Raw genomic sequence first — 12,862 nt, 5'->3', positions numbered from 1 at the left:
TGTCGGCAGTGTAAATTTTCGACGCTCAGCGGGAAGCGCTGCGCGGGGGCTGGGCCGTCGAGCCCCGCACCACCAGTTCCGGCTCGAAGAGCAGCTCGTCGGACGGCACCGTACGGCCTCCGATCTGCACCGAGAGCAGTTCGACGGCGGCCCGCCCCATGGCCTCGATCGGCTGACGCACGGTGGTGAGCGGCGGCTCGGTGCAGTTCATGAACGCCGAGTCGTCGTAGCCCACGACGGAGACGTCCTCGGGCACCGAGAGGCCACGGCGGCGGGCCGCCCGGACCGCTCCCAGGGCGAGCGGGTCGCTGGCGCAGATGAATCCGGTGACCCCCTGCTCCAGCAGCCGCATGGCGGCCGCCTGCCCGCCCTCCAGCGAGAACATCGCCCGGGCCACCCACTCGTCCGGGATGGCCGCGCCGGACGCCTCGGCCAGCGCACGGGCCGCGGTCAGCTTGCGCTGCGAGGGCATGTGGTCCGAGGGGCCGAGCACCAGACCGATGCGCTCGTGGCCCAGCGAGACCAGATGACGCCAGGCCTGCTCCACAGCCACGGAGTCGTCGCAGGAGACGCAGGGGAAGCCGAGGTGGGCGATGGCCGCGTTGATCAGGACGACGGGGATCTTGCGGTCGGCCAGCACCTTGTAGTGGTCGTGCGGGGCGTCGGCCTGGGCGTAGAGGCCACCGGCGAAGACCACGCCCGACACCTGCTGCTGGAGAAGCAGCTCCACGTAGTCCGCCTCGGAGACCCCGCCCTTGGTCTGGGTGCACAGCACCGGGGTCAGGCCCTGCTGAGCGAGGGCGCCGCCGACCACCTCGGCGAAGGCCGGGAAGATCGGGTTCTGCAGCTCGGGCAGGACCAGTCCCACCAGGCGGGCCCGTTCGCCGCGCAGCTGGGTCGGGCGCTCGTAGCCGAGGACGTCCAGGGCGGACAGGACGGCCTGCCGCGTGGCGTCGGAAACGCCCGGCTTGCCGTTGAGTACCCGGCTGACCGTGGCCTCGCTGACTCCAACCTTCTGTGCCACCTGAGCAAGTCGTCGCGTCATGTGCGCAAGATTAGCGCAAGAAGCGCAAGCCGATTGCGTGGAACGGGAAACGAGACGAATTTCGGAAAGCACCGGAACGCCCTCTACCGTTCATACGATGAGCGCCCCACCGCCCACGGCCAGGAGGCCGCGCCGGCTCGGCTGGCCCCAGCGGGTCTTCTCGCAGGTGCTGCTGATGCAGCTGGCCATCGCCACCGGCGTCACCGTACTCGCCACCGGTCTCTTTCTGGCACCCCTCAGCGCACAACTCGACGATCAGGCGATGCGCCGGGCCCTGTCCATCGCGCAGAGCACGGCCGCCCAGCCGCAGATCGCCGAGGCACTGCTCGCCACGGACCCGGCACCCGGCGGCGCCGTCCAGACCGCGGCCGAGCGGATCAGGCGTGCCACGGGCGCCGAGTACGTCGTCGTGATGGACCGCCGCGGGGTGCGCTGGTCGCATCCCGACCGGTCCCGGATCGGGCGGACCGTCTCCACCGATCCCGGCCAGGCGCTCGCGGGCCAGGACGTGATGGAGATCGACAGCGGCACACTCGGACGCTCGGCCCGTGGCAAGGTCCCGCTGCGTGACCGGTCCGGACACATCGCGGGAGCGGTCTCCGTGGGGATCGCGTACGACAGCGTCCGGGCCCGGCTCCTCGCGGCGATTCCCGGCTTGCTCGCCTACGCGGGCGGGGCTCTGGCCGTGGGTGCGCTCGCCGCGTACCTGATCTCCAGGCGCCTGCAACGGCAGACCCATGACCTCGCCTTCTCCGACATCGCCGCGCTGCTGACGGAGCGCGAGGCCATGCTGCACAGCATCCGGGAAGGTGTGGTCGCACTCGACCGCGGCGGCCGTGTCCGGCTGCTGAACGACGAGGCGCAGCGGCTGCTCGGGGTCGGGCCCGAAGCGTCGGGCCGTCCGCTGGCCGAGGTGTTCGGCACCGGGCGGACCGCCGACGTGCTGGCCGGCGACGTGTCCGGCGAGGACCTGCTGACCGTGCGCGGCAGCAGGGTGCTGCTCGCCAACCGGATGCCGACGGCCGACGGAGGAGCCGTCGTCACCCTCCGCGACCGCACCGAGCTCGAACACCTCGGCCGCGAGCTCGACTCCACCCGCGGGCTGATCGACGCCCTGCGCGCCCAGGACCACGAGCACGCCAACCGCCTGCACACGCTCCTGGGCCTGCTGGAGCTCGAGCTGCACGAGGATGCGAGGGAGTTCGTCACCGAGGTGGTCGGCGTCCACCGGGCCACCGCGGAACAGATCACCGAGAAGGTCCGCGACCCGCTCCTCGCCGCACTGCTGGTGGGCAAGGCCACGGTCGCCGCGGAGCGGGGCGTGGCTCTGCGCACGGCACCGGACAGCCTGCTTCCGGACCGGCTCGTCGACCCGCGCGGGCTGGTGACGATCGTCGGCAACCTGGTCGACAACGCTCTGGACGCGGCCGCGGGAACGGCCGGTGCACTGATCGAGGTGGGCCTGCAAGCCGAGGGCCGTACGGTGATGCTGTGGGTCCGCGACAGCGGGCCGGGCATCCCGCCGGAACAGCGCGAAACGATCTTCACCGAGGGCTGGTCGACCAAGGAGGTTCCGGCGCGCGGCAAGCGCGGCCTCGGGCTGGCCCTGGTACGGCGGCTGGCCGAGCGGCAGGGCGGCAGTGTGGCGGTGGACGGGGCGGACGAGGGCGGCGCCGTATTCGCCGTCGTCCTTCCCGAGGCCGTCACGGAATCGGAATCCGACAAGGCGGGAGCGGCTCAGTGATCGAGGTCCTGGTCGTCGACGACGATGTCCGTGTCGCGCGGATCAATGCGGCCTACGTCTCGAAGGTGCCCGGCTTCCGGGTGGCAGCCCAGGTGCACAGCGCCGCCGATGCCCTTGCCGCGGTCGAGGAGCTCCCGGTCGATCTGATCCTGCTGGACCACTACATGCCCGACCGCACGGGGCTGGCCGTGGTGCGGGAACTGCGCAGCCTCGGCCACGGCACCGACGTGATCATGGTGACGGCGGCGCGCGATGTCGCCACCGTCCAGGAGGCCATGCGCCAGGGCGCCCTGCAGTATCTGGTGAAGCCGTTCACGTATGCGCGGCTGCGGACGAAGCTGGAGGCCTATGCCGCGCTGCGCCGCTCCCTGGAGAGCGGCGGCGAGGCCGAGCAGGGCGAGGTGGACCGGCTCTTCGGCGCCCTGTGGGCAGCGGGCGAGCCCGATCTGCCCAAGGGACATTCGGCCACGACGGCCGAACTCGTCCGCCAGGCACTGCGCGGCGCCGGCGGCCCGCTCTCTGCCCAGGAGATCGCGGAGAGCGCCGGGATGAGCCGGCAGACGGCCCAGCGCTATCTGAAGCTGCTGGAACGGTCGGGCCGCGTCAGACTGACCCTGCGGTACGGGGAGACCGGGCGCCCCGAACACCGCTACGCGTGGGTCACCGGCGGCGGCCGGTGACCGCGGGGCCCGGGCACTACGCCTTGGGATGCTCCGCGTCGTAGGTCGTCTGACTCAGTTCGATACCGGGGTTGTTGTCGACGGCCCACTCGGCCAGCTGCACAGCGGGCTCGATCAAGGTGCGTCCCCGCGCGGTGAGTTCGTACTCGACCCGGGGCGGGACCTCGGGGAACACCGTGCGGGACACCAGGCCGTCGCGCTCCAGGTGCCGGACCGTACGGGTGAGCATGCGCTGCGAGATGCCGGGAATGCGCTGCTGGAGCTCGGTGAAGCGCATGCGTTCACCATCGAGGGTGGCGACCACCAGCAAGGTCCACTTGTCGCCGATGCGGTCCAGGATGCCGCGGACGGCCCGGCCCCCGTCACCACGGATGAGGCAGCTGTGGCGGTACTTCGACACCGGCGTCCCCTGTTCGCAAGGCACACCCGTGTGCCTTTTGTAAGCGTTCCGATAGTCACCGATCATGTGCTTGCTTACACATCGTAACCATGACGGAGGACGAGAATGCACATCGCCTACTGGATCGTCGCCGTACTCCTGGCGGCCTTCTATCTGTACGCGGGCGGCAAGAAGGCCGTCCAGAACCAGGAGCAATTGGCGCCCATGATGGGCTGGGTGGACACGGTTCCGATGTGGCTGGTCCGGGTCATCGGCGTCGTCGAGATCCTTGGTGCGGCCGGTCTGGTGCTGCCGCCGCTCACGGGAATCGCGCCCGCCCTCGCGACGGCGGCGGCACTCGGCCTGCTCGTGCTCCAGGTGCTGGCAGGCGCCCTGCACCTGTCCCGGGGCGAGGTCAAGGAGACCGGTCTCAACGCCGCCCTGATCGCGCTGGCCGCAGGGGCGGCGTGGCTCGCCCCGACCTGGTGACACCGGGGGTCCTGAGGCCCGGTCCGGTCCGGGCCGGGCCGGTCGGTCGGTCGGTCGGTCACACCGCGCCGGCTCCTGTCAGCGCACGCACCTCGGTCTCCGCGTGCTTGGCCTCGTCGGGCGGCTCGGTCGAGGTGACCGTGCCGATCCAGCCGGCCAGGAAACCCAGCGGGATGGAGACGAGGCCGGGGTTCTCCAACGGGAAGAGCTGAAAGTCCACTCCGGGGAACAGAGAGGTGGGGCTGCCCGAGACGACCGGGGAGATCAGGACGAGCACAACGGCGGGCAGCAGACCGCCGTAGACCGACCAGACCGCCCCGCGCGTGGTGAACTTCCGCCAGAACAGGGAGAAGAGCAGTACCGGCAGGTTCGCCGATGCGGCGACCGCGAAGGCCAGGCCCACCAGGAACGCCACGTTCAGGTCCTGGGCGAGCAGCCCCAGCCCGATGGCGGCCAGCCCGATCCCGGCCGCTGCGACCCGGGCCACGGCGACCTCGCTGTACTGCCGGGACCCCGGTCGCCTGAGCGAGGCGTACAGGTCGTGGGCGACGGACGCCGAGGACGCGAGGGTGATACCGGCGACGACGGCGAGGATGGTCGCGAAGGCGACTGCGGCGACCACCGCGAACAGAATCGTTCCCCCCCTCGAGCCCTCACCGCCGCCGAGGACCAGGGCAAGCAGCGGAACGGCCGTGTTCCCGGCGGGATTCGACTCCCGTACCTCGGCGGATCCGACCAGAGCCGCCGCTCCGAACCCGAGCACGATCGTCATCAGGTAGAAGCTGCCGATGAGGCCGATGGACCAGACGACGGACCGCCGGGCCGCACGGGCCGTGGGCACGGTGTAGAAGCGGGACAGGATGTGCGGAAGGCCCGCCGTGCCGAGCACCAGGGCCAGCCCCAGGCTGATGAAGTCGATGCGCGCCGTCCAGCTTCCGCCGTAGCGCAGTCCGGGCGAGAGGAACTCCTTGCCGTACCCGCTGCGGTCGGCGGCGGAGTTGAGCAACTCGTTGAAGTTTCCGTGGAAGTGGACCAGGACGAGCACGGTGAGCACCACGGTGCCCGCCATCAGCAGTACGGCCTTGACGATCTGGATCCACGTGGTGGCGCGCATGCCGCCGAGCGACACGTAGACCACCATGAGCGCCCCGACACCGATGACCGTCCAGGACCGTGCGGCGCCGCTCGTCCCGCCGAGGAACAGTGCGACGAGGCTGCCCGCCCCCACCATCTGGGCCACCAGGTAGAGCACGGAGACGGTGACGGACGACGTCCCCGCCGCGATCCGAACCGGGCGCTCCGCCATGCGGGCCGCCACCACGTCGGCGAGGGTGAACCTGCCGCAGTTGCGGACGAGTTCCGCCACGAGCAGGAGCACGACGAGCCAGGCGACCAGGAAGCCGACCGAGTAGAGCATGCCGTCGTAGCCGTAGAGGGCGATCACCCCGGAAATACCGAGGAAGGACGCGGCGGACATGTAGTCGCCGGCGATGGCGAAACCGTTCTCCATGGGGGAGAACAGCCGGCCGCCCGCATAGAACTCCTCGGCCGATCCCTGACGATTGCGGCTGACCCAGGTCGTGATGCCGAGAGTGACAGCGATGAAGGCGCTGAACAGCAGGAGCGCCAGGGTCTGATGGTTCCCGCTCAACGTCCGACCCCCCGCGTCATCTCCTGGGTGTCCCAGCGCAGATCGAGCGCGGCCCGGTCTCTGCGCAGCCGCGCATGCCGTGCGTACGCCCCGGTGAGCAGGAAGGTGGTGAGGAACTGCCCGAGTCCCGCGACCATGGCGACGTTCACCGCGCCCGCCACCGGACGGGCCATCAGGCCGGGTGCGGTGACCGCCGTGACGACGTAGGCGAGGTACCAGACCAGGAAGGCGAGGGTCGCGGGGACGACGAATCGCCGGTACCGGCGGCGCACTTCCTGGAAGGCCTCGCTGCGCTGCACCTCCAGGTAGATCTCCGCCGCGCTGGGACCACGCCCGGGTGTGGTGGGGGCGGGCACCGGAGCGGGCGCAGGACTTCCCGTGCCATCCAGGTCCCCCCATCCGGAGGCCAGCGCGTCGTACCACGGGTCGTCGAGCCGCGTCCCTGCGGCCTCGCGCCCTGCTTCCTTCTCCACCGAACAACTCCCCTTGTCCACGGACCACTTCGGCCGCGTACCCAAGAATGGGCAGATCGGGAAGATCCCGGGCACTTCATCACCCGGACTTCACCTCTTCAGGTGAAGGTTGTCCCGGGCGGCTGTGCGATCCCTCGAACGTACGCATAGCGGACCGCCTGGGCCCGGTCGCGGAGCCCGGCCTTGGCGAACAGGTTGTTGATGTGGCTCTTCACGGTGGCCTGCGAAATGTGGAGGCTCCGGGCGATCTCCGCGTTGGACATCCCGTCGGCGATCAGGACGAGCACCTCCGCCTCGCGGGGAGTCATCCCGTCGGGCAGCTCCAGCACATCGCCCCCCGTCCGCGGCAGGGACCCCTCGGTGACCTGTTCCAGCAGACGGCGCTGAATGGCGGGCGAGAGCCCCGCCTCTCCGGACAGCACGGCGTGGACAGCCCGCACGATCTCGTCACCCCCCGCGTCCTTCGTCAGGTATCCACGGGCCCCCGCCCGGAGCGCCGGGAAGAGCGAGTCGTCGTCGTCGAAGGTCGTCAGCACCACGACCTGTGTGCCGGGGAAATCCTTGCGGATGCGGCGCGTCGCCTCAACCCCGTCGCAGCGGGGCATCCGCAGGTCCATCAGGACAACATCCGGGGCGTGCTCGGCCACAAGGGCGACGGCTTCCTCCCCGTCCTTCGCCGATCCGACCACCTCGATCCCGGGCAGCAGCCCCAGCAGCATGACGATCCCCTCACGCACCACCGACTGATCGTCGGCGACCACCACCCGCGCGGTCACGCGGGCACCCGCAGACTCACCACGAACCCCTCCTCACCGGGACCGGCCTCCAGACTGCCGCCCAGCAGTTCGGCGCGCTCCCTCATCCCCAGCAGACCGTAACCGGAGCCACTGACAGCGAGGTCTCCCCCGGCGCCGTCCCCGCCCGAATCGCTGACGTCCAGGGCAATCGCGTCCGGCTGATACTCCAGCCTGATCAGTACGCTGGCGCCCGGTGCGTGCTTGCGCACATTGGTGAGTGCTTCCTGCGCCACGCGCCGGACCGTCTGCGAGGCCTCGGCGGTCAGCGCCCGCCGCTCACCCTCCACCCTGACCTCGACCGGCTCGGCCGCCACCAGCTGCCGCAGGAATTCCTCCACGGGCGCCACCTCCCCGCGCAGGGCGGAGAGCGCCTGACGGGTCTCCGCAAGCCCCTCACGGGCCATGGAACGGGCCGCGACGACCCGCTGCAGGACCTCGTCCCGGAACTCCCCGGCCGGTTCCCTCTCGATCAACAGCCGCGCTGCCTCCAGGTGCACCAACTGGGCGGAAAGGCTGTGCGCGAGCACGTCATGGATCTCCCGGGCGATTCTGGACCGCTCGTCCAGCGCCGCAGTCTCGGCCTCCGCCATTCGTGCCGCGCGTTCCTGTGCCAGAAGGCGCTGCGCGCTTCCACGAGCCTCTGCGTCCAGACGCAGCACGTACCCCGCAAGGCAGAGCCCGGCCGTGGTCACGGCCGTGGTCAGCCAGTCGTCGGTGTTCACCACCGCGTACGCGATGAGCGCCACCGCCGTGGACGGGACACCTGCACGAAGCGGAAGCCGCTCCAGTGCGGTGACGGCGCAGCCGCACCAGAGCACCGTCGCCGGCACCTCGGCCCCCGCCTGCTGCGCCCCGAACGCCGCAAGCATCAGCAGGAACAGCAGGCCGAGCGAGGGCCACAGACGGTTCTCCAGGCTGGCCCGGAAGAAGGCCACGGCGACTGCGGCGCATGCCGCCACTCCGACGACGCCGGCCACGATCTCCCACGGGCCGAACGGGCCGTCCGTGAAAGTCCCCCAGAGCATCAGGGTGATCAGTCCGACCGTCCGCACCAACCGGCTGACGACGGTCCGCGACCGGGGACGGGTCTCCCGCGCGAGCGCCTCCTTCGACGGCCAGCTCGTCCAGGCAGCGGCAGTCACACACGGTCCTTCCACGTCGGCCGGAAGCTCATGCCCTCGGCAGCTCCACGGCAGGGCTCCGGTATCTCCGCGGCCCGGCGGGCCAGGATGCCGCTGCGCACCAGCAAGGTCGCCGCGAGAGCCATCATCAGGGCGGGCGCACCCTGATGTATGCCCATGGCCGCGGCAAGCCCGTACAAGCCCGCTCGCAGCATCAGGCCTGCGCACCAGACGTAAGCGGTCGCTCTGGTGCCCTTGCCCCAGAGGGTCCCGTCCTCGGCACGCCGCAGCCGGGTGGTCCAGGCCCAGCCTGCACCGGTGACCAGGCCCACGGCCAGTTCGGCGCCCAGGACGACGACGGACAGCACTTCATGGTGCGGATCCACGAGTCCGGGCTCGCGCAGGGCCATGACCAGCAGTACTCCCGGCAGGACCCACCAGCGGCGGTCGCCTGAGATCCGCTGCGCCGAGCACTGGCGCACCACGACGAGAGAGATGATCGCGACGATCACCAGAACGTTGACGAGCCCGGGCATGGGCGCCTCCGAGTTGCGGAAAGTGCTGACAATCCGACGCTACGGAAACGGACCGCCCGGCAGATCGGCCGAGGGGTGGATCACGGGTGGAGCCGTTGTCTCCACCCTCGGGTGGAGACAACGGCTCGATCCGGCGCCTTGCCGGGGAGAACGCGGTCTCAGACGTCGATGCGCGAACGGTCCAGCGTGGCAGCCGAGCTGGTGATGAACTCCTTGCGGGGCGCCACTTCGTTGCCCATCAGCAGGTCGAAGACCTTCTCCGACGATTCCAGGTCGCCGATGTTGATTCGCCGCAGCGTGCGGTGGCGCGGGTCCATCGTCGTCTCCGCCAGCTGGTCGGCGTCCATCTCGCCCAGACCCTTGTAGCGCTGGATCGAGTCCTTGTACCGGACGTTCTTCCGCTGCAGCTCCAGCAGCCGCTGACGCAGCTCGTTGTCCGAGTACGTGTAGATGTACTTGTCCTGGCCCTTCTTCGGCTGGACCAGCTCGATCCGGTGCAGCGGGGGCACCGCAGCGAAGACCCGCCCCGCCTCGACCATGGGACGCATGTACCGCTGGAACAGCGTCAGCAGCAGGATGCGGATATGGGCCCCGTCCACATCGGCGTCGACCAGCAGCACGATCTTGCCGTAGCGGGCGGCGTCGATGTCGAAGGTCCGTCCGGACCCCGCTCCTATGACCTGGATGATCGCCCCGCACTCGGCGTTCTTCAGCATGTCGGAGACGGATGCCTTCTGAACGTTGAGGATCTTGCCGCGGATCGGCAGCAGCGCCTGGAACTCGCTGTTCCGCGCCAGCTTGGCGGTGCCCAGCGCGGAGTCGCCCTCCACGATGAACAGCTCGCTGCGCTCCACGTCGTCACTTCGGCAGTCGGCGAGCTTCGCCGGCAGCGAGGAGGACTCCAGGGCCGTCTTGCGACGCTGCGCGTCCTTGTGCTGGCGGGCGGCGATCCGGGTGCGGGCAGCCGCCACCGCCTTCTCCAGAACGGCCCTGGCCTGGGCCTTCGCGTCCCGCTTGGTGGAGGTCAGGAACGTCTTGAGCTCCTTGGCCACGACGTTGGCGACGATCCGGTTGGCCGCGGAGGTGCCCAGCACCTCCTTGGTCTGCCCCTCGAACTGCGGTTCCGCCAGCCGCACGGTCACGACGGCGGTGAGGCCCTCGAGTGCGTCGTCCTTGACGATGTCGTCCTCGGCGACACGCAGCATCTTCGCGGACCGGAGCACCTCGTTGACCGTCTTGGTCACCGAGCGCTCGAATCCGGACACATGGGTGCCGCCCTTGGGGGTGGCGATGATGTTGACGAAGGACTTGACGACGGTGTCGTAGCCGGTGCCCCAGCGCAGCGCGATGTCCACGCCGAGTTCGCGGGTGACCTCTGTCGGGATCATGTGACCCCGCTCGTCCAGGACCGGCACGGTCTCCTTGAAGCTGCCCTGGCCCGTCAGCCGCTGGACGTCGCAGACCGCCTTGTCCTGGGCCAGGTACTCGCAGAATTCGCTGATGCCGCCGTCGTAGTGGAAGGTCTCCACGCTGACGGGTGCGCCGTCGATCCCCCTCTCGTCGCGGACGACGAGGGTGAGGCCCGGCACCAGGAACGCCGTCTGACGTGCGCGCTGGTACAGCGTGTCCAGGTTGAGCTTGGCTTCCTTCAGGAAGATCTGCCGGTCGGCCCAGTACCTCGTACGGGTGCCGGTACGGGTCTTCGGGATCCGCTTGGTCTTGCGGAGCCCGTTGGCGGGATCGAACGGGCTCTCCGCCCCCTGCTCCGTGAAGATGCCGGGAACGCCGCGGCGGAAGCTGATCGAGTGGGTCGAGCCGTTGCGGTCGACCTCGACGTCCAGCCGCGCGGAGAGCGCGTTGACGACGGAGGCACCCACGCCGTGCAGACCGCCCGAGGCGGCGTACGAGCCGCCGCCGAACTTTCCGCCCGCGTGCAGCTTCGTCATCACGACCTCGACGCCGGAGAGCCCCGTCTTGGGCTCCACGTCGACCGGGATGCCGCGGCCGTTGTCACGGACCTCGACGGAGGCGTCCTCGTGCAGGATCACCTCGATGTGGTCACCGTAACCGCCCAGGGCCTCGTCGACGGAGTTGTCGATGATCTCCCAGAGGCAGTGCATGAGGCCGCGGCTGTCGGTGGACCCGATGTACATGCCGGGGCGCTTGCGAACCGCTTCGAGCCCCTCGAGTACGAGCAGGTGCCGCGCGGTGTAGTTGGAACCGTCTCGGTCTGCTCCGGTCAGCAGCGCAGTGGACGGCACGGACGTATCGGCGGTCACGCGGTTCGCTCCTCGCTGAATTTCATTTGGGGCCCAGTGGGTAACGGGCTCGGCTTCGGTCGCCGCTGAGAGGGTACCGAGGCCTGGTAGAGCGGGTGTAACGCCACCCTCGGAGAACGCTCACACTAGTCCAGCCTCGCATGCACGTTCGATCCCTCCTTGGAGTGACGTGCACATCACGTTCCCTTCCAGGCATGAACCATTTAGGCTCCGGGCACGTCCTCATGAACAACCCGGCAAGCCGGCCGGTGGGACCGACCAAGACAAGCAACGCGAAACCGTAGCGCCACGCAATACGGCACATTCGCCGCGAACCGGCAACAGACAGCCATCCTGAGAAGAAGTTTCGAAGAAATGCCACGAGCGGGAACGTTTTCGGCCTGGTTGGATGTTGACCCTGGTACGACAGCTCGTCGAGCTAGAGAAGAGGCGACGTGACTACTGTTCTGACCCCCGCGAGCCCGCTGACCGCAGCAGACCGCTGTGACCGTTGCGGCGCCCAGGCATACCTGCGCGTCGTCCTGATCAGCGGCGGTGAACTGCTCTTCTGCGCCCACCACGGTCGCAAGTTCGAGCCGGAACTCAAGAAGATCGCCGCGGAAATACAGGATGAGACGGACCGACTGACGGCCGTGCAGGCCCAAGCCGCCGAAGAGGAACAACACTGACACCTCGCATCCACGACGAGCCAGGGGCCGGTCCCGCACCGGCCGACGGGCGGCTCCCCAGCTGGGGAGCCGCCCGTTCTCGCACCCGCTCATTCAGCGCCGGTCAGGCGGCCCCCTCCATCCACTCGATGGCGGCGGAGATCCGCGTGTAGACGCCAGGGCTGCCCGGAAGCCCGCAGCCGTTGCCCCAGGACACGAGGCCGACCAGCTTCCCCTGGGCCACCAGAGGCCCTCCGCTGTCCCCCTGGCAGGCGTCGTAGCCGCCCTGGGGTTCGCCCGCGCAGAGCATCGCCGAGGCGTCGTAGGTGCCGCTGAGGCCTCCGGGGTAGGCCTGCTCGCACGAACTGTCCGGGAGTACGGTCACCTTCGCCGACCGGAGCGACGACGCGTAGTCACCGTTGCCGGTCGTATCGCCCCAGCCGTAGACCACCGCGGCGGTATCCGGGTCGTACGCGGAGTCACCGGACCCGGCCATGGGGATCACGCTCTGTTCGGGCAACGCCTCGGCGAGCGTGAGTACCGCGACGTCCCCGCTGTTGGTGGCGGCGTCGAAACCGGGATTGACCCAGGTCCCGCTCACCGCGATCTCCTTGCCGTCGGTGCCGTTCAGCTCGTCCCGGCCCGAGATGATCCGCAGATCCCGCACCTGGCCGACATCGACGCCCAGCGCCTCCCGGCTCAGACAGTGCGCGGCCGTCAGCGCCTTCTTCGGCCCGACCACGACGGCCCCGCAGAACTGGCCGGCGCGGGTACCACCGAACCGGTCACGGCTGGAGAGCGCCACCACCCACGGACTGTCCTTCACATGAGCGGGCTGGCCGCCGATGACGATGCTGTCGGCGACTGCCGGGGCAGGCGAGACGAGCGGTATCACAGCCGTTGCGGCAGTGAGGGCGAGCGCCCCGGTCATGGTGCGGGCGACGATACGGGACATACGTACTCCTGACTCTGTGATGGACCATGCCCACCCAGAGTCATTCCGCCAGCCGCAAGCCGCACC

The 12,862-nt window shown here is 69.6% G+C and carries 13 protein-coding genes; 4 read left to right on the top strand and 9 right to left on the bottom strand.

Annotation, left to right across the window (positions count from 1 at the left end):
* Window positions 1–25 precede the first annotated feature (25 nt).
* Entirely contained in the window at window positions 26–1,045 is a 1,020-nt protein-coding gene (locus OG446_RS29030) for a LacI family DNA-binding transcriptional regulator (RefSeq protein WP_328896773.1), read from the bottom strand.
* Window positions 1,046–1,142: 97 nt separating this feature from the next.
* Here OG446_RS29030 and OG446_RS29025 point away from each other — a divergent pair, with 97 nt between their 5' ends.
* Both OG446_RS29025 and OG446_RS29020 read left to right on the top strand, forming a co-directional pair.
* Window positions 1,143–2,789 (top strand): sensor histidine kinase, encoded by a 1,647-nt coding sequence (locus tag OG446_RS29025; protein WP_328896772.1) that lies wholly within the window; start codon window positions 1,143–1,145, stop codon window positions 2,787–2,789.
* The gene (locus OG446_RS29020; protein ID WP_328896771.1) at window positions 2,786–3,469 is read left to right on the top strand and encodes a response regulator; all 684 of its coding nucleotides are present in this window, start codon (window positions 2,786–2,788) and stop codon (window positions 3,467–3,469) included. The genes OG446_RS29025 and OG446_RS29020 overlap by 4 nt, the downstream gene beginning before the upstream one ends.
* A 16-nt stretch (window positions 3,470–3,485) precedes the next feature.
* Here OG446_RS29020 and OG446_RS29015 read toward each other — a convergent pair whose 3' ends face one another.
* Window positions 3,486–3,869 (bottom strand): winged helix-turn-helix transcriptional regulator, encoded by a 384-nt coding sequence (locus OG446_RS29015; RefSeq protein ID WP_328896770.1) that lies wholly within the window; start codon window positions 3,867–3,869, stop codon window positions 3,486–3,488.
* 105 nt (window positions 3,870–3,974) lie between these two features.
* Here OG446_RS29015 and OG446_RS29010 point away from each other — a divergent pair, with 105 nt between their 5' ends.
* Entirely contained in the window at window positions 3,975–4,337 is a 363-nt protein-coding gene (locus tag OG446_RS29010; protein ID WP_328896769.1) for a DoxX family protein, read from the top strand.
* Between the two features lie 58 nt (window positions 4,338–4,395).
* Here OG446_RS29010 and OG446_RS29005 read toward each other — a convergent pair whose 3' ends face one another.
* The 6 genes from OG446_RS29005 to OG446_RS28980 all read right to left on the bottom strand — a co-directional run bounded on the left by OG446_RS29005 (window position 4,396) and on the right by OG446_RS28980 (window position 11,194).
* A complete protein-coding gene (locus tag OG446_RS29005) occupies window positions 4,396–5,988 on the bottom strand; it encodes a solute symporter family protein (protein WP_328896768.1) in 1,593 nt (530 codons plus the stop codon).
* Window positions 5,985–6,461, bottom strand: a complete 477-nt coding sequence (locus OG446_RS29000; protein ID WP_328896767.1) for a DUF485 domain-containing protein — start codon at window positions 6,459–6,461, stop codon at window positions 5,985–5,987. The genes OG446_RS29005 and OG446_RS29000 overlap by 4 nt, the downstream gene beginning before the upstream one ends.
* 98 nt (window positions 6,462–6,559) lie before the next feature.
* Window positions 6,560–7,237 carry a response regulator transcription factor gene (locus tag OG446_RS28995; RefSeq protein WP_328896766.1) on the bottom strand — a complete coding sequence of 226 codons (678 nt, stop codon included), beginning with the start codon at window positions 7,235–7,237 and terminating at the stop codon, window positions 6,560–6,562.
* Window positions 7,234–8,400: a sensor histidine kinase gene (locus OG446_RS28990; protein ID WP_328896765.1), complete on the bottom strand. Its 1,167-nt coding sequence runs from the start codon at window positions 8,398–8,400 to the stop codon at window positions 7,234–7,236. The genes OG446_RS28995 and OG446_RS28990 overlap by 4 nt, the downstream gene beginning before the upstream one ends.
* Window positions 8,397–8,915, bottom strand: a complete 519-nt coding sequence (locus OG446_RS28985) for a DUF1453 domain-containing protein (protein ID WP_328896764.1) — start codon at window positions 8,913–8,915, stop codon at window positions 8,397–8,399. The genes OG446_RS28990 and OG446_RS28985 overlap by 4 nt, the downstream gene beginning before the upstream one ends.
* Before the next feature lie 158 nt (window positions 8,916–9,073).
* Window positions 9,074–11,194 (bottom strand): DNA gyrase/topoisomerase IV subunit B, encoded by a 2,121-nt coding sequence (locus OG446_RS28980; RefSeq protein WP_219568111.1) that lies wholly within the window; start codon window positions 11,192–11,194, stop codon window positions 9,074–9,076.
* A gap of 434 nt (window positions 11,195–11,628) precedes the next feature.
* Here OG446_RS28980 and OG446_RS28975 point away from each other — a divergent pair, with 434 nt between their 5' ends.
* On the top strand, window positions 11,629–11,862 hold the full coding sequence (locus OG446_RS28975) for a DUF7455 domain-containing protein (protein WP_024489001.1): 234 nt from the start codon (window positions 11,629–11,631) through the stop codon (window positions 11,860–11,862).
* A 103-nt stretch (window positions 11,863–11,965) separates the two neighbouring features.
* On the opposite strand, the gene OG446_RS28970 is transcribed toward OG446_RS28975, so the two are convergent.
* Window positions 11,966–12,796, bottom strand: coding sequence for a S1 family peptidase (locus tag OG446_RS28970; protein ID WP_328896763.1), 831 nt, complete (start codon window positions 12,794–12,796; stop codon window positions 11,966–11,968).
* Window positions 12,797–12,862: the final 66 nt, after the last annotated feature.

This window comes from Streptomyces sp. NBC_00236 (assembly GCF_036195045.1).
In the GTDB taxonomy this organism is placed as follows: domain Bacteria; phylum Actinomycetota; class Actinomycetes; order Streptomycetales; family Streptomycetaceae; genus Streptomyces.
This window is presented reverse-complemented; position numbering and strand designations above follow the sequence as displayed.

Excerpts from the sequence above, each read along its gene's own strand:
- OG446_RS28985 (WP_328896764.1), bottom strand. The coding sequence starts at position 8,915 with ATGCCCGGGCTCGTCAACGTTCTGGTGATCGTCGCGATCATCTCTCTC.
- OG446_RS28970 (WP_328896763.1), bottom strand. The coding sequence starts at position 12,796 with ATGTCCCGTATCGTCGCCCGCACCATGACCGGGGCGCTCGCCCTCACT.
- OG446_RS29010 (WP_328896769.1), top strand. The coding sequence starts at position 3,975 with ATGCACATCGCCTACTGGATCGTCGCCGTACTCCTGGCGGCCTTCTAT.
- OG446_RS29030 (WP_328896773.1), bottom strand. The coding sequence starts at position 1,045 with ATGACGCGACGACTTGCTCAGGTGGCACAGAAGGTTGGAGTCAGCGAG.
- OG446_RS29025 (WP_328896772.1), top strand. The coding sequence starts at position 1,143 with ATGAGCGCCCCACCGCCCACGGCCAGGAGGCCGCGCCGGCTCGGCTGG.